The sequence below is a fragment of the Pyxidicoccus caerfyrddinensis genome, assembly GCF_010894405.1.
Classification (GTDB): domain Bacteria; phylum Myxococcota; class Myxococcia; order Myxococcales; family Myxococcaceae; genus Myxococcus; species Myxococcus caerfyrddinensis.
In genome coordinates, this window is sequence record NZ_JAAIYA010000019.1 from 33,823 (window position 1) to 50,461 (window position 16,639).

The 16,639-nt window shown below is 71.5% G+C and carries 11 protein-coding genes; 5 read left to right on the forward strand and 6 right to left on the reverse strand.

The genetic code is table 11. The features are described from left to right. Positions 1-10 precede the first annotated feature (10 nt). The 4 genes from G4D86_RS35685 to G4D86_RS35700 all read right to left on the reverse strand — a co-directional run bounded on the left by G4D86_RS35685 (position 11) and on the right by G4D86_RS35700 (position 6,570). Positions 11-1,381 carry a periplasmic substrate-binding domain-containing protein gene (locus tag G4D86_RS35685; RefSeq protein ID WP_163998597.1) on the reverse strand — a complete coding sequence of 457 codons (1,371 nt, stop codon included), beginning with the start codon at positions 1,379-1,381 and terminating at the stop codon, positions 11-13. Next, on the reverse strand, positions 1,378-2,745 hold the full coding sequence (locus G4D86_RS35690) for an FG-GAP repeat domain-containing protein (protein WP_163998598.1): 1,368 nt from the start codon (positions 2,743-2,745) through the stop codon (positions 1,378-1,380). Before G4D86_RS35690 ends, G4D86_RS35685 begins: the two co-directional genes overlap by 4 nt. Further along, positions 2,742-5,375, reverse strand: a complete 2,634-nt coding sequence (locus G4D86_RS35695) for a penicillin-binding protein 1A (RefSeq protein WP_205519992.1) — start codon at positions 5,373-5,375, stop codon at positions 2,742-2,744. The genes G4D86_RS35690 and G4D86_RS35695 overlap by 4 nt, the downstream gene beginning before the upstream one ends. A 121-nt stretch (positions 5,376-5,496) precedes the next feature. After that, positions 5,497-6,570, reverse strand: coding sequence for a tetratricopeptide repeat protein (locus G4D86_RS35700; RefSeq protein WP_163998599.1), 1,074 nt, complete (start codon positions 6,568-6,570; stop codon positions 5,497-5,499). A 198-nt stretch (positions 6,571-6,768) separates the two neighbouring features. Here G4D86_RS35700 and xth point away from each other — a divergent pair, with 198 nt between their 5' ends. From xth to G4D86_RS35715, 3 genes are all read left to right on the forward strand, one after another. Beyond that, a complete protein-coding gene (gene xth / locus G4D86_RS35705) occupies positions 6,769-7,539 on the forward strand; it encodes an exodeoxyribonuclease III (RefSeq protein ID WP_163998600.1) in 771 nt (256 codons plus the stop codon). A gap of 140 nt (positions 7,540-7,679) precedes the next feature. Further along, positions 7,680-9,695, forward strand: coding sequence for a PAS domain-containing sensor histidine kinase (locus G4D86_RS35710; RefSeq protein ID WP_163998601.1), 2,016 nt, complete (start codon positions 7,680-7,682; stop codon positions 9,693-9,695). A 91-nt stretch (positions 9,696-9,786) separates the two neighbouring features. Further along, complete coding sequence (locus tag G4D86_RS35715) at positions 9,787-10,959, forward strand: threonine synthase (protein WP_163998602.1); 1,173 nt, start codon at positions 9,787-9,789, stop codon at positions 10,957-10,959. Between the two features lie 25 nt (positions 10,960-10,984). Here G4D86_RS35715 and G4D86_RS35720 read toward each other — a convergent pair whose 3' ends face one another. Beyond that, positions 10,985-12,298 carry a monooxygenase gene (locus G4D86_RS35720; protein WP_163998603.1) on the reverse strand — a complete coding sequence of 438 codons (1,314 nt, stop codon included), beginning with the start codon at positions 12,296-12,298 and terminating at the stop codon, positions 10,985-10,987. A gap of 218 nt (positions 12,299-12,516) precedes the next feature. Between G4D86_RS35720 and G4D86_RS35725 the strand changes: the two genes are divergently transcribed. Together G4D86_RS35725 and G4D86_RS35730 are read left to right on the forward strand one after the other, a co-directional pair. Continuing rightward, a complete protein-coding gene (locus G4D86_RS35725; protein WP_163998604.1) occupies positions 12,517-13,440 on the forward strand; it encodes a DUF2381 family protein in 924 nt (307 codons plus the stop codon). Positions 13,441-13,449: 9 nt separating this feature from the next. Further along, positions 13,450-13,944, forward strand: coding sequence for a hypothetical protein (locus G4D86_RS35730; RefSeq protein ID WP_163998605.1), 495 nt, complete (start codon positions 13,450-13,452; stop codon positions 13,942-13,944). Positions 13,945-13,988: 44 nt separating this feature from the next. Here the strand turns inward: G4D86_RS35730 and G4D86_RS35735 are convergent, their stop codons facing one another. Further along, on the reverse strand, positions 13,989-16,382 hold the full coding sequence (locus tag G4D86_RS35735; RefSeq protein ID WP_163998606.1) for a glycoside hydrolase family 31 protein: 2,394 nt from the start codon (positions 16,380-16,382) through the stop codon (positions 13,989-13,991). Positions 16,383-16,639 lie beyond the last annotated feature (257 nt).

The window sequence follows — 16,639 nt, forward strand, 5'->3', positions numbered from 1 at the left end:
GGCGTTCTCCTCACGGACGGCCTCCGGTGGCCGTGCCTTCCTGCGGCGCCAGGTACAGCCCGTCCACCCATGGCAGGCCCTGCGCGTCGAAGCGCAGCCCGCCCACCTCCGGCACGAGGCGCACGCCCAGGCCCTGCGCGTACAGCGGCACCAGCGGCACGGACGGGGCCAGCGCCAGGGCCCGCTCGCGCGCCCGGGTGTCCCGCGCTCCCGAGTCCGCCAGCGCGCCGATGGCCGGCAGCTCCACGCCGAGCAAATCCCTGCGCCCGCCCGCGTCCAGCACCACCGCGAGCGCGGGGCCGGGCACGGGCGGCAGCAGCAGGGCGTGCAGCATCAGCTCGAAGTCGCCCTTCGCCCAGCGTGCGCGCAGCGCCGAGCGCGGCATCGGCTCCAGCGCCACGGTGTAGCCGCGCTCGTGCAGCTTCACCTGGATGCGCTCCGCCACCGCGCGCTGGTCGTCCAGCGAGGCGTCGTAGAGGAGCGTCACCGTGCGCGGCGTGCTCGCGGCGGGAGGCGCGGGGCGAGGCCGGGGGCCTTGCGGCATCAGCGCGGGCGGCAGCAGGTGCGGCATGGGCTGCGCCGGAGCGTGGACGAAGAGGCGGGTGAGGTCCTCGCGGTCGATGGCGCTCTCCACCGCCTGCCGGAAGTCCGCGGGCAGCTTCCGGGGAGAGAAGGCCAGGAAGGTGGCGTAGAAGGGCGTGCCCGCCGTGGTGTCCGTCTCCGTGGAGACGCCCAGCTCCATCTGCACCTGCCGGGAGGACCACAGGCGCGCCAGGCCCCGCTCATCCGTGCCGGTGAGCAGCAGCCGGTCCAGGTACGGACGGCCCTGGGGCCAGGCGAGCTGCGCCTCCAGCGTGCCCCGTCCCGCGGCGCTGAAGGGGCCCTGGCCGGGGGACGACGCGGGCGCGGCCAGCGCGGGGTGGCACAGCGCGCGCTCCAGGTCCGGCCAGGGGAAGGACAGCATCAGCTCCACCGTGGCGCCCTGGGTGTTCACCTGTCGCGCCTCGCCTCGCACCGGGTAGAGCAGGGCGCGGTAGGGCGAGGCGTTCTCCGCGCTGGCCAGTCGCATCCACGCGCGGGCCAGCGCGCCGGCGGTGGCGGCGTTGGGCAGCGTGAGGCGCACGGACTGGGGCGTGGGGCGCGACAGCTCGCGGGCGAGCGCGGGGAGGACGGTTCCGTCCGGCATGGCGCGGCACACCGGGCGCGACAGCAGCCCGAGCAGCGTGGCCTCCAGGGGCGTGTCGGCGAGCGCGGGCTCTCCCACCTCGGGAGGACCGTCATGCGCCACGCGCAGCTCGCCACCGTAGCGAGGGCGACCGGCCGCCAGCGCGGACGCGGAGGAGAGGAGCAGCAGACTCGCGAGAGCAGAGCGCAACGTCATGGCGCACCGTGGCGCAGGAGGAAGAGCTCGCCGGTGCCGTCCGGCTTCGACAGGCCCACCACCACCTCGCGGCGCTTGTCGCCGTCCAGGTCGGCCGTCACCACGTACAGCGCGCGGCCCGGAGGCAGCGCCCCCTGCCACAATGGCTCGTGCGCGGTGGGGTCATCCCCGTTGGAGGCGAACACCCGCAACACATCCGGCGAGGGCTGCAGCTGCGGCGAGGTGGTGAGCAGCTCCGGCAGCCCGTCACCGTCCACGTCGCCCAGCGCACTGCCCGCGCCCAGGCCCGTCAGCCGCGAGGGCGCCGCACCCGCGCGCGCGTAGAGCGACGCGGAGCCGTCCGGGTGGACGAAGAGCAGCCGCGACGCGGAGAGGCTCGCGGTGGTGAAGGGCGCGGTCACCGTCAGCGTGCGTCCATCCGCCAGCCGCACCTCCGGAACGAAGGCTGTCTGCCCGGGCACGAAGCTCCCACGCTCGCCCGGGCCCAGTGGCGCCGCGTCCGGAGTGTCCACGGGCTTCAGCATGCCGCGCGCCACGTCCAGCGTGAGCACCTCTCCGTGCGCGTGCCGGGTGCTCCACGCGGCCAGACGCGGAGGCCCTGGCAGCACGGCGAGCGCGCCGAAGGGCTCGCGAGTGGTGGCATTGCCGGGGGGCAGCGCATCCAATTCGCGCCGGGCCAGCAGCCGCCCGTCCGCGGCGAAGACGGACACGTCGGACTCGGTGAGGGCGGCAATCTCGTCCCGTCCATCCCCATCCAGGTCACCCGAGGCCAGCGCCGCGAGCGGATGCTCCAGCCGCGCCAGCACCGCGCCCAGCAGGCGCACGCCCCGCGTTGCCGTGCCATTCGTCGGGGGGACTGCCGGCCCCCCCATGGACGCCAGCGCCAGCACGGCCGCGTCCGCCTCCACCGCCTGCGCCAACGCGCCTGCGGGCTTCGGTGGACGGGTGGCCGCGCGGCCGGACCAGAAGTTCACCCACGTGCCCAGCGCGTCGCCGCGCGCGCGCAACTCACCGGCCTCCACGTCCAGCGTGAGCCGCACCAGCGTGCGGGCCCCCTGCGCGCGGGCCGCGCCCTCAGCGGCCTCGGCCGAAGGCGCATCCACCACCACCGGCGCCAGGTTCAGGGCGGACAGCCGCGCCGCCAGCACGCTGCCCACGGCGCGCCGCAACTCGGCGGTGCCTCCGGAGAGGTGCAGGGCCACGGGCGCCTCCGCGGGGAGTGCGCGCACCGCCTCCGCCAGCGACTGCGCGAGGCGGTCGACGGCGGAGGCGTCCTGCGGGGCGGAAGCGGCGGGAGCGGGCCGCGGGGCGGCGATGAGCGCGGCCAGCAGCGGGGCGAGGAGCAGGGCTCGGCTTCGGCTCACAATCCCTTCCTGTTGCCTTCCTCGAGGAAGAACTGGTCAGGCGACACCTGACCCGGCGGAGGTGCCTCGGCGGTGGGCTGCGTGCCCTCCAGGAACGGCTCCAGCCGGCCCGGGACGGAGTTGCCGGCCAGCAGGCCGCTGGCAGGGTCGATGCGCACCTGTACCACGCCCGGCGGCACTTCGAACTCGCGAGAGGGCAGCCCCTCGTGCGCCACGCGCATGAACTTGAGCCAGATGGGCAGCGCCGCGCGGCCACCCGTCTCGCTGCCACCCAGCGGCGAGTTGTCGTCGAAGCCCACCCACGCGCTGGCCACCCAGTCCGCCGTGTAGCCGGAGAACCACGTGTCCTTGGACTCCTGCGTGGTGCCCGTCTTGCCGGCGGCGGGGCGGTTCAATTCCGTCACCGCCCGGGCCGTGCCCTCCTCCACCACGCTGCGCATCAGCGACGTGGCGAGGTACGCCACCGCGGGGGGCAGCGTCTCCTCGAAGGCGGGCTGGTGCTCCTCCAGCGTCTTGCCCTTCCCGTCGCGCACGCGCAGCAGCAACAGCGGCTCCGCGTAGCGGCCGTTGGCCTGGAGTGTCGCGTACGCGTTGACGGCCTCCAGCATCGTGACTTCACCCGTGCCCAGCGCCAGCGTGAGGTTCTCCGGCAGCGTCGAGTGGATGCCCGCGCGGCGTGCGAAGTCGATGGCGGTGGCGGGCGTGAGCGCCTCGATGAGGCGCACCGACACCGTGTTCTTCGACTTGGTGAGCGCCGTGCGCAGCGTCATCGGTCCTTCGAACTGGCGGTCGTAGTTCTGCGGCTTCCACGTCTTGCCCGTGTACGGGTCGCGGATGGCCTCGGGCGCGTCGTTCACCTTGGACAGCGGCGTGAAGCGTCCGCTGCCCATGGCCGCCGCGTACAGGAAGGGCTTGAAGGACGAACCCGGCTGCCGCTTCGCCTGCGTGGCGCGGTTGAAGGACGAGCGCTCCGCGTCATAGCCGCCCACCAACGCCACCACGTTGCGATTCGCCGGATTGATGACCACGAGGCCGCCCTGCACGACGGGCACCTGGTCCAGCGCGGCCTCCACGAAGGCCGGGGCGGGCGGGGCCTTCAGCACGCGCACGTAGACGAGCTGCCCCTTGGCGAACACGTCGGCGATGCCCTTGGGCGCGCCCTTGCCCTTCTGTCGCGCCCACGTCGCGGTGGAGTAGGGCACCTCGGCGGTGCGGCCCACCAGGTCCACCTTCGCCACGTTGCGCTTCTCGTCCACCTCGGTGACGTAGCCGGTGAGGCGCAGGCCCTCCTCCAGTGGCTTGAGGCGCACGGTGCGCGCCAGCAATTCCTCCTCGGTGCGCGCGGCCTCCTCCTCGGGCGTCAGGTCCGGCAGCTGCTCCTCGGCGCCGTCCTCCTCCAGCTCGGCGGTGCTGCCGACGGCCGCCTGCGGCGCCTTCGGCTCCTCCTTCTCCGCCTGGGCCAGCGGCGACAAGTCCGCCACGTAGCCCTGGTCCTTCTGCCGGCGCCCGGCCTCCTCGATGCGCGTGGCGACGAGCGCCCGGTAGCGCTCCCACTGCGCGTCCGTCAGTGTGCCTCGCGGGCCCCGGTAGCCCTGGCGCCGGTCCACCGCCTCCAGGCCCTCGCGCACCGCCTGCTCGGCGGCGGCCTGCAGCTTCGGCACCATGGCGATGTCCACGCGCAGGCCACCCTCCATGACGGCCTTGTCGCCATAGCGCTCGACGAGGGTGCGGCGAATCTCCTCCGAGTAGTACAGGCCCACCGGCTTCTGCTGACGCGGCGCCAGGACGATGGGCTTCGCGATTTCCGTCTGCGCCACCTCCGCCGTCACCCAGCCGTTCTTGGCCATCTGCTGGAGCACGTACGTCTGCCGCGACTTCGCCCGCGTCATGTTGGTGACAGGGTTGATGCGGTGGGGAATCTGCACGGTGCCCGCGAGCACGGCCGCCTCTCCGACGGCCAGGTCCTTCGCGTGCTTGCCGAAGTAGAAGAGCGCGGCCTCCTCCACGCCGTAGCGGCGCTGCCCGTAGTACGACTGGTTGATGTAGAGCCCGAGAATCTGGTCCTTGGTGAGCGCCTCCTCCACGCGCGGCGTGAGAATCCACTCGCGGGCCTTGCGCGTGAAGCTGCGCTCGGGCGTGAGCAGCAGGTTCTTCACCACCTGCTGCGTAATCGTGGACGCGCCGGACTTGCGGCTGCCGGGGATGAGGTTCTTGATGGCCGCGCGGGCGATGCCGAACGGGTCCAGTCCCTGGTGCTTGTAGAAGTCCGCGTCCTCGGCGGCGAGGAAGGCGTAGCGCACGTGCGGCGGCAGGTCCTCCACGCGCACCAGCGTGCGGCGCTCGTGGGCGAATTCCGCGCACAGGCTGCCGTCACCGCACGTCACCTTGGTCACCTGCGGCGGCTGGTAGTTGCGCAGCGCATCCACCGAGGGCAGGTCCCGGCTGTAATAGAAGTAGCCGCCCACGGCGGCGAGCACGCCCAGCAGCAGACACACCACGCCGACGACGAGCAGCCGCTTCGTCCACCGCCAGAGCCGGGCCCCGAGCCCGGGACGCGCGGGAGTCGGAGGCGGCACGGAAGGGGGCGTGGAGGATTCGGGCGAAGTGTGCATCTCGGGAGCCGGAGTCATGGCGCTTTCGGAAGGGGCCTGCACGTTAGACCGGGGGGACGGGAACGGGAACCGGCGCGGAAGGCCGCCCCGAAGGCCGCCCTGAAGGCCGCTCCGGCGACGGCCTCCAGGCGGGGAGGCGCTACGGCATGCCGGGCGCCGGCACCTCCTCGGGCCGGGGCGCCGGGGCCTCCAGTCCCCCGGGCCGGGCGACGTCCACGCGGGCCAGCCGATTCACGCGGTCCGCGTTGACGCGCGCCTGCACGTAGCGAGGGGACAGCCGGGTGGCGTTGGCGTAGGCGGCGCGGGCCTCTTCCACATGGCCCAGCCGCTCGTAGGCCACGCCGAGGTTGTTGTGGACGTAGGCCACGTGGGGAAGCAGGGAGGCGGCCTGGGCGAGCACGTCCGCCGCCTTCGCATCCTCGCCCGCGCGCAGGTAGGCGAAGCCCAGGTTGTTCAGCGCGTAGCCGTGCTCCGGCTCCAGGTGCACGGCCTGCTGGAAGCGGAGGATGGCGGCGGACAACTGCCCCGCACCCAGGTGCGCCCGGCCGAGCACCTGGTACACCTCCGCGTCCTCGGGGCTGCGAAGCACGGCCTCCTCGCCCACCTGCACGGCCTCCGCGTGACGGCCCAGGGACACCAGCAGTCGCGCCTGCTGCACCAGCGCATCGGAGTCCTCGGGGAGCAGCCGGCCGAGCTGCTCGTAGGCCCGCACCGCCACCTCCGTCTGTCCGGTGAGGCGGGCGAGCCGCGCGGCCTGCGTCAGCGCGTCCGTGTCGGCCGGGTCGTCATGGAGGGCGCGCCGGCACTCGGTGAGGGAACCGGAGAGGTCTCCCAATTCGCGCAGCGTGCGCGCCCGGGCCAGGTGGTCCACGCGCCGCCCGTGCGTGTGGGGCAGCGGCAGCAGCGCGTCCACCGCGGGCGCGCGAGCCACCACCGGCTCCGCATCACCCGGCGAGGCCACGTCCGGCGTCACATCGTCCGCGAGCGGGGCCACTGACGGAGCGGCGGTATTGCCCACGGGAGCTTCGTGCGGCCGCGCCTGCTGCACCACGGCCACCCACGGGCGCCACGACGGAGGCAGGGGGACGTCGTCCCAGGCGGCGAGTCCGAGCGCGGCGAGGCAGGCGGGCAGCAGCGTCTTCTTCAACGCGGCGGGCAGGGTGAAGGGAGTGGGGGCTGCGGCCTTGCGGGTCCTGGCACTCGTGGGGCTCATGGCGACGACACCTCGACTTCCGGCGGTGCGCCCGGGAAGGGCGCCTGCGGGAGCCGTGTGATGGGCTCCCACCCGGAGGGCATTGCGACGCCCGTGCCAGGGCCCGTGCCCGGGGGGACGGGAAGGGGTGTGTCCCCCCGGCCACAGGGACGGGGAAAAGCGTGGCGGGGGCGCGGGTGTCATGCGACGGTCCGCGCGATGAAGATCGCCACCTGGAACGTGAACTCGGTGCGGGCCCGGCAGGAGCGCCTGCTCGAGTGGCTGAGGACCCGGCAGCCGGACATCCTGTGCCTTCAGGAGCTGAAGTGCTCGGAGGCCGACTTCCCCATGGAGGCCGTGCGCGAGGTCGGCTACCACGCCGCCATCCACGGGCAGAAGACGTACAACGGCGTCGCCATCCTCGCGAAGGAGGAGCCCCGCGACGTGGTGAAGGGGCTGTCCGACGGCGTGGATGACACGCACTCGCGCCTCATCGCCGCGACGGTGGGCGGCATCCGCGTGGTGAGCGCCTACGCGCCCAACGGGCAGTCGGTGGACTCGGAGCAGTACCACTACAAGCTCCAGTGGTACGAGCGGCTGCGCCGCTACCTGGACGCGCGCCACCAGCCGGGCGAGCCCCTGATTCTGGGCGGCGACTGGAACGTGGCGCCCAGGGACATCGACACCTACGACCCGAAGGAGTGGGAGGGCCAGACGCTCTTCACCCAGAAGGAGAAGGACGCACTCGCTCGGGTGTGTGACTTCGGGCTGAAGGACGCCTACCGCGAGCTCTACCCGGACGTGCAGAAGTTCTCGTGGTGGGACTACCGCATGCTGGCCTTCCCGAAGAACCGGGGCCTGCGCATCGACCACCTCTACGTGACGGCGCCGCTCGTGCCGCGCCTGGCGCAGGTGGACGTGGACCGCGAGGAGCGCAAGGGGAAGCAGCCCTCCGACCACGCCCCGGTATGGCTGGAGCTGCGCGGATGACCCGCGGCGCGCGGCCCTGTTCAAGCCCTGTGGAGGGCACGTCCAGGGCGCGTGCAGGTGATGCCAGCATGCTCCGCGAGCAGACGGGGTGCCTGGCTTTTCCGTAGGGTTCCGGAGGCCTCGGAGGGCTGGAGCACACCATGGATTCGAGCGGCCCGGACACCTCGCTGGAGCCCACGGCCGCCGCGTTCGCGGCGATGCTGGACGGCGTGGGCCATGGCGTCGTCGCGGTGGACCGCCAGTGGCGCCTGTCCTTCGTCAACGCGTGGATGGAGCGCATCCTCGGCCGCTCCCGCCAGCAGCTGCTGGGCCGCGAGCTGTGGACCGAGTTCCCGGACCTGAAGACCAGCTCCTTCGGTGACGCCTACCAGCGCGCGATGCGCGACGGTGTCGAAGTCGTGCACGAGGACTTCGTCCCCATCTCCAATGCCTGGTTCGAGGCGCGCGCGTCGCCCTCGGCCACGGGGCTCATCCTCTTCATCCGGGACGTGACGGAGCGGCGCCGCGCAGCGCAGGACCTGAAGGACCGCGAGCACCGCCTTCGCGAGAGCGAGGCGCGCTTCCGCAACATGGCGGACAACGCCCCGGTCATGCTGTGGATGACGGATGAGACGGGCGCCTGCGTCTGGCTCAACCGCCAGTGGTACGACTTCACCGGTCAGACGGAGCAGGAGGCCCATGGCCTCGGGTGGTTGGAGGTCGTCCACCCCGAGGACCGCGAGCGGTCGGAGGCGCTGTTCCTCGCGTCGAACGCGAGCCGCTCCGCGTTCCGCGTGGAGTATCGGATTCGCTCGCGGCACGGTGAGTACCGCTGGGCCATCGACTCCGCGAGCCCCCGGCTGGACAGCTCCGGCGAGTTCCTCGGGTACATCGGCTCCGTCATCGACATCCACGAGCGCAAGCGCGGCGAGGAGCGCCTCTCCTTCGTGTCCGAGGCGAGCCGCATCCTGTCCGAGTCGCTCGACTACGAGGCCACGCTGGCGCGCACCACCGAGCTGTCCGTGCCCGCCCTGGGCGACTGGTGCATGGTCGACATCCTCCAGGAGGGCGGTGGCATCAAGCGGGTGAAGGTCGTCTGCGCGGACCCCGCGCTGGCGCCGCAAGTCCGGGAGACGGTGAACTTCCCGCCCGTCGTCTCGGGCCATCCATCGCATTCGCCCAGCCAGGCGCTGCGGGAGGGCCGGGCCCGGCTCGTCGAGGACGCGGGCGACGCGTACAAGCAGCAGGTGGCCTTCAGCCCGGAGCACCTGGCGCATATGCGCGCCATCGGCTTCCAGTCGCTGATGTCCGTGCCGCTGGTGGCGCGGGGCCGGACGCTGGGCGTCATCACCTTCCTGGCCATCAACCATGGCAGGCGCTTCACGCAGTCGGACCTGGAGACGGCCGAGGACCTGGCCCGCCGTGCCGCCCTCGCGGTGGACAACGGCCGGCTGTACCGCGAGGCGCAGCAGGCCGTGCGCGTGCGCGAGGAGTTCCTCCAGGTCGCCAGCCACGAGCTGAAGACGCCCCTCACACCGCTGTCCCTCAAGCTCCAGATGCTGGCGCGCTCGGCGGAGTCCCTGCCGCGAGAGCGCTTCCCCCGGCTGTCCGGCGATCTGGAGATGATGAAGCAGCAGGTGCAGCGCCTGTCGTCGCTGATGGACGAGCTGCTGGACATCTCGCGCATCAACTCCGGGCGCTTCTCACTGACGCTGGAGGTGGTGGACCTCTGCGCGCTGGTGCGCGACTCGGCGTCCCGCTTCGAGCCCGAGGTGCTCCGACTGGGCGGCCGGCTGGCGGTGGACGTCCCGGAGCCGCTGGTGGGCGTGTGGGACCGGCAGCGGCTGGAGCAGGTGATGACGAACCTGTTGTCCAATGCGCTCAAGTACGGCGGAGGCCAGCCCGTCCGCGTGCGCGTGTGGGGCGAGGGCCACCTGGCCTGCCTGGAGGTCCGGGACGAGGGCATCGGCATCGCTCCGGAGGCGCTGCCGCGCATCTTCGAGAAGTTCGAGCGCGCGGTGAGCGACAGGCACTACGGCGGCCTGGGGCTGGGGCTCTACATCACCCGGCAGATTGTCGAGGCGCTGGGCGGCACCATCCGCGCGCAGAGCGAGCTGAGCCGGGGCTCCGTCTTCACCATGAAGCTGCCACTGACGCCGCCCGCCTCGGCCTCCTGAAGGCCGTGCTACTGGGATGCGTCAGTGGCACACCCCCGGCGCTCAGCGCGTGGCGGCACGGCGCGGGACGTTGGCGTAGATTCCGCGGCCCATGGCCCTGACCCGACTCGACTGTACGAAGTGCGACCGGACGTACGCGCCGGGCGCCGTGCTGAACCTGTGCACCGCGTGCAACGCGCCGTTGTTCGCCCGCTACGATTTGGAGCGCGCGGCGAAGACGCTGCGGCCGGAGGCGCTGGCCACGCGCGAGCGCTCCATGTGGCGCTACCACGAGGTGATGCCGGTGGAGGACCCGGCGCAGCGGCTGAGCCTGGGCGAGGGCTGGACGCCACTGCTGCAGGCGCCCCGGCTGGGCGCGAAGCTGGGGATGAAGCGCGTGTGGGTGAAGGACGAGGGCGGCAACCCGACGGGCTCGTTCAAGGCGCGCGGGTTGTCGGCGGCCGTCACCATGGCGAAGGTGCTGGGCGCGAAGGCGGTGTGCCTTCCTTCCGCGGGCAACGCGGGCAGCGCGCTGGCGGCCTACGCGGCGCGCGGCGGGCTGGAGGCGCACGTCTTCGTGCCCAAGGACATCGCCAGCCTGTTCCTCATGGAGACGCGCGCGTACGGCGCGCACGTGGAGACGGTGGACGGGTTGATTACCGACGCGGGCCGCATCTGCGCGGGGCTGGCGAAGGAGCACGGCTGGTACGAGTGCGCCACGCTGAAGGAGCCCTACCGCGTGGAGGGCAAGAAGACGATGGGCTACGAAATCGCGGAGCAGCTCGGGTGGACGCTGCCGGACGTCATCCTCTACCCGACGGGCGGCGGCACCGGCCTCATCGGCATGTGGAAGGCGTTCGAGGAGATGGAGACCATGGGTCTCATCGGCTCGAAGCGGCCGCGCATGGTGGCGGTGCAGGCGGAGGGCTGCGCGCCCATCGTGAAGGCACACGCCGAGGGCAAGCCGGACGCGCCGATGTGGCAGGGCGCGACGACGCACGCGCACGGCCTGCGGGTGCCCAAGGCGCTGGGCGACTTCCTGATTCTGCGCGCGGTGAAGGAGAGCGGCGGCACGGCGGTGTCGGTGACGGAGGCGGAAATCATCCAGGGCGTGAAGGACATCTCCGCCGCGGAGGGGCTCTTCGTCGCGCCCGAGGGCGGCGCCTGTGTGGCGGCGCTGCGCAAGCTCCAGGCCGCGGGGCAGGTGACGCCCGACGAGTCCGTGGTGGTGTTCAACACGGGCACGGGCTTCAAGTACGTGGAGAACATGGCCCCGCTCTGGTGACGCGGGGCCGTGCGGCCGGGCTGCGCTACTGGGTGAGGTAGAAGACGCCGAGGCACATCTCGTCGTCGGTGCCCTCACCCCACTCGCGGTCGGTGGAGCCGGGGGCGCTGTTGTCCCAGTGGCACTCCACGTTGAGCTTGTCCCCGTTCCACAGCTGCACGGGCTTCTGGAGGCTGTAGCTGCCCTGCCAGTGGAAGTCCCAGCGGGGGATTTCGAGGAGGCACTCGCGGGCGCCGGACTGGCGCTGGATTTCCGCGCGGGCGTGGGTGCCCCGGGTGTGCATGTGGAGGGCGGCGGAGTGGATGGTGACGGGGACGTTGTTATGGAGGACGCCCCCGGTGATGAAGCCCAGGAAGGGCGTCAGCTCCATGGACCACAGGTGCTTCGTGTCCTCGTTGCCGGCGGGGATGCGCATGGGGATGGTGCCATTCACCCATGAGGGGTTGGACCAGGGCTGCACGTAGGCGACCTTGTTCACGGTGTCGTCGACCTTGAAGGCGACGGCGGAGCGGTCGGCGACGGCGGACTGGCCGTGGTCGTTGTAGTGGACCTGGAGGACGACCTTGGAGCCGGGGTCGACGCGCAGGCCGGTGCCCGCGGGGAAGTCCTGTCCGAGGCTGCCGGGGGCCCAGCCGCCGAGCCACGTGGCGCGGGTGGCGTCCGGCCCGCCGGGGCCGCCGAAGCAGGTGTAGCCGGGGCCCGGGGAGGCGGCGTCGCGCGCCTCATAGCCCTGCACCTCGGAAGGCGTCGCGAGGTAGGCGATGACGTGGTGGACGGTGGCGCGGCTGCCCGGGTCGGCGCGGAAGCCGGTGATGTAGCGCGTGCGCGTCTCCGGCCAGTCGATGAGGAAGCACCGGTAGTCGTCCGGGGACTGGGTGGGGAGGTAGGACTCCGGCATCTTCAGGACGACGTCCGCGCGCGACAGGCCGCCGGTGGGCGCGGAGATGGCGGTGGCGGTAGCCGGGTCGCCCTCGGCGGCGCCTTCGTCCACCCAGCGCGTGAGCAGGGCCTGCTGCGCTTCGTCGAGCGAGCGGTCATGCGCGTACGTGTTGCACTCGGACGACGGGGGCCAGGGCGGCATGGTGCGGGCCTGGACGGCGGCCTTGAGGACGTCGCGGTGGGCGTAGACGTCGGCGTACGTCTGGAGGGGGAACGGGCCGATGCCGCCCTCGGTGTGGCAGTTGGCGCACTTCGCCTGCACCACGGGCGCGACGTCCTTGTGCCAGGTGGCCCGAGGCACGGGCTCGGTGGGCGTGGGGGTCGGGTCGTCGCCGCTGCACGCGGTGAGGGCGGCGAGGAGCGCGCCCGGGAGCAGGCGGAGGAGGGAAGGGCGGGGCATGGAGACCTCGAGGACGCGGGGCCCGGGGCACAGGCCCCCGCATCATGCCTCAACACGGCTCCCTGGTTCAGGTTGCGCCGCGACTGTTGCCCGCTTGCGAAGCGCCGGAGCTTCTCTCTGTCCATTCCGAGCTTCAGTTCCTCATCGATATCGAACCTGGCTGTCCCTGCTCCAGCAGGTTGTCTGCGCGATGACCCCACTGGTAGGTTCGATGCCCGATGCGGATGCTCCCAACCTGTCGCTGTGTCCTTCTTCTGTGCCTCGCCGCAGTCGTCGCGTCCGCGCAGGACCGGGACAAGGCGAATGTTCGCACCCTGCTGCTTTCCGAGCACCCGGACGATGCCACCCACCGGCTCTACGTGAAGGGGCAGGTGGTCACAGTCCTGCAGTTCGACCAGCTTTGCGATCCGGTCAGAACGAAGCTGCTGGGCTGGGAAGGCAGGTTCGAGCCGGTGGGCGTGGTCGGACGGATGGTGCTCCTGAAGCCCCTCCGCGATCTTGCCGACGAGGAAGCGATTCCCCTTCTCGTCACGCTCGTGGATGGAATGGAGGTTCCCTTCCTCCTGAGACCCGTGGCGCTTGAAGGGAGACGGTGGCCGGACCAGCAGGTGAACGTGTTCAAGGACCGAGGGAGCTACGACGCCGTCTCCTCGGCCTTGAACGATGCGCTCAAGGACAAGCGGCGCCTGGAAGAGCAGGTCGAGCGCTATCGCAAGGAAGAGACCTCTGAAGACCATGCTCTCGCCGCGTTGCTGGCCTCGGGTGCGGTCAAGCAGACGCCGTTCAAGGTCGCGCATCGCATCTCGGGTCGGGACGACGGTGCCACCCTCGATGTCATCTTGTTCCGAGGCCAGGGCAAGGCGGCGGTCGTGCTCAAGGTCAAGAACCTCGACCCGGAGCAATCGTGGAGCATGAAGACGGTCCGCCTGGTGACAGAGTCCACCGGTATCGACCGGGCAGTGGCCTTCCGCGCGACAGCCTCTTCCATCACCCCAGGTTCCTCCGGGACGATTGCCATCGTCGCGGACAGGAGCGCGTTCGTGGAGGAGGGCACCCTGACGAACCTCCTTCTGTACGTCTATCGCCACGATGGAGCCCAACAGGCCTTCGTTCCACTGGCTCACCAACTGACCGGGGAGTAAGAGCGGGGCATGCGCTCCTTGCGACTTGCGCCTGTGTGCTGCGCCGTCCTGCTCATGACGTCCTCTGGGTGCACGACCGCCGGTGGAGTCGCCCTCCGGGCGGACGGAACTCCCGGGCCGGAGGAATGCTCGAAGAAGGCTCGCGAGGTCATGCGCTATCTGCGCCTGTTCGTCGGAGAGTCTGCGTGGGTCGAGCTCGACGCGAACCAGAGCCTGTCGGATTCCGTCACCCTGTACGAAGGGCCCATCGAGAGCATTCTCGAGGATGACCTGGGCTTGCTGGATGCACCGGCTCGGCTCTACGGGCGGGTCTGGACGAGCGGCCCGCAGGCCGTCATCCGGTATTACGAGGCCCAGCCGTTGGATGGGGGCGACAAGGTGCCCATCTGTGCCGTCGCCCGCCTCGGAATGAACCAGCTCCGGAAGCGGCCTGATTCCAAGCCGGGGACCGCCATCCTTGGCTCGTCACGGGCAGGGGTCTACATCGTGGACAGCTTCAGGTGAGGAACGGCCACGAGCCGAACTCACCCCGCGCTGCCTGAATCACCTCACGTGGCGACTGTCACCTCCGACCAGTCCGCGGCCACGCGCATCTCCAGCACGCCGCGTTCGACCCGGAACGAAAGCGCACCCTTCACCCCGCTCGCATAGGGCAGCCCGTACACGCGCACCGTCTCCTCCGTGCGGGACAGCGGCAGCTTTCCCTCCATCCGCCGCGTCAGCTTGAACTCACCCAACCCCAGCGTCCCTTCCACCACCGTGAGGCGCGAGTCCCCATACCCGTCCCCCGCGTCCTCGTAGAGCCGGCCGTGCACCTCCGGCGCCGCGTGCAGGTGCCACTCCAGTTCCTCCCAGTTGGCCGTGGTGGTGTGCTTCGCCGGCCGCGTCAGCGTCACCGCGCCGCCCGCGCGCAGCCACACCGGCACCGTGTCCATCGGCCCCTCCGCGATGACGTGCCGCCCGCCCTCGTGAATCGCCCCCGGGCGCTCCAGTCCCGGCCACTCCAGCCACATCCCTTGCGGCAGGTACGCCAGCCGCTTCGAGTGCCCGGGCCGCACCACTGGCGCCACCAGCAGGTCCTCCCCGAAGAGGAACTGGTCGAACGCCGCCACCGCCTCCGAGTCCCCGGGCGCGTGCATCACCAGCGGGCGCAGCACGGGCAGGCCCGTCACGGAGGCCTCATGCATCAGCGTGTAGAGCGTGGGCAGCAGCCGGTAGCGCCGCTTCAGCGCGTCGCGCGCCAGGGACAGGTACGGCTCACCGAAGCGCCACGGCTCCTGCGGCTGCGTGCCCTTGCCCGCGTGGTTGCGCATCAGCGGGTAGAAGGTGCCTGTCTGCATCCACCGCACGAGCAACTCGCCGCTGGGCATCCCGATGAAGCCGGGGATGTCCACGCCGGTGAAGGGCACGCCCGACACGCCGAGCCCCACCAGCATGGGAATGGACGTCTCCAGTTGCGTCCAGTGACTGGAGTTGTCCCCCGTCCACACCGCCGCGTAGCGCTGGATACCCGCCGAGCCCGCGCGCGTCAGCAGGAAGGGCCGCGCCTCCGGCCGCATCTCCCGCAGTGCTTCCCAGGCCCCCTTCGCCATGCCCATGGCGTAGACGTTGTGCACCTCCAGGTGCCGCTTGTCCCCGTGCCGGGCGTCGTATGGGAGCGTCTTGCCCTCCACCGTGCCCACGCCCTCGGCGCGCTCGTTGGAGATGGTGAAGAGGCCTACGTCCGGCTGCACCGCGAAGCAGGACGGCTCGTTCATGTCGTTCCAGAAGCCGGCCACGCCCTGCGCCACGAACTCGCGATGCAGGTCGCCCCACCAGCGCTGCACTTCGTCGCGCGTCAGGTCCGGGAAGACGGCGGGGCGCGGCCACACCTCGCCCACCAGCACGTCGCCCCGGTCGTAGCGCACCAGGTAGTCGCGCCTTCGAGCCTGCTCGTACACGGACCACCCCGGCTCCTGCTTCAGCGCCGGGTCGATGATGGTGACCACGCGCACGCCCTCGGCCGCGGCGTCACGCACGAGCGCCGCCGGGTCCGGGAAGCGCGTCCGGTCCCACGTCCAGACCTTGTACGTGTCCATGTAATCGATATCGAGGTACACGCAGTCGAGCGGGAGGTCCCGCGCGCGGTAGCCCTGGATGACGCCCTGCACGTCCCGCGCATTCTCATAGCCCCAGCGGCTCTGCTGCGCGCCCAGGCTCCACAGCGGCGGGAGCGGCATGCGGCCGGTGAGCGCCGTGTAGCTCCGCACCACGTCCACAGGCCTTGGGCCCGCGAAGAGGTAGCAGTCCAGCTCCGGTCCCCAGGACTCCCAGGCCAGCGTCTCGCTGTCCGCCAGCGCCACGTCCACCTCGCAGCGCCACGTCTCGTCGAGGAACAGGCCCCATGCCACGCCGCCGCGCAGACCCATGAAGAAGGGGATGGACTGGTAGAGCGGGTCCGTGTCCGGGTGGTGCGGCATCACATCCGTGTTCCAGAACGTGAAGTGCATGCCGCGCTTGTCCAGCGGGCCCACCTTCTCGCCGAAGCCCAGGTAGGCCTCGCCCGGGGGCGCGTGCAGCGTCAGCCACGAGCGGTGCGTGCTCATCGGGTAGCCGGACTTCGTCTCGCCCGCCACGCGCGTGCTGCGCGCCAGCTCGCGCCCTTGCGCGTCCTGGAAGCTCCACGTTCCGCGGTCCTTCGCCACTTCGAGCAACACGCCCTCCGCGCGCACGCGCACGCGGCCCTCGTCGTGCGTCACCTCCAGCGGCCGGAGCCCGTCCTCGGACACCACGGCCCACGAGCGCTTCGCCGGAAGCTCCGGGTGCAGGAAGCCGACGGTGGACGCGGTCGGCGCGTGACGCAGTCGCAGCACGCCCGGAAGGGGACACGTGATTTCCAGGGCGGCCCGAGGTCCCCACAGCCGCAGGCGGGCAGGCTCGACGGCCAGGTCTTCGATGCGCATGAGCCCGATACTACGGAGGGCATTCGAGCAGGCGTCACTCGAAGAATGTCAGACGCCTGGGAGATTGTTCTTCGCGGACACCCGATTGCCCTCGCGCGCGATGCGGCTTCCTGGACCCTGCCGGTGTTCCCTTCGAGGGACGCGGGCGTGGTGGAGGAAGCGTGAGGCAGCGGACTTCCCGAGCAGGCCCGTGGTGGCTCCCGCGCGCTGGATGGGCGGTGGGAGTCTCGGCGGTGCTCCTGTCAGGCGCCGGGTGT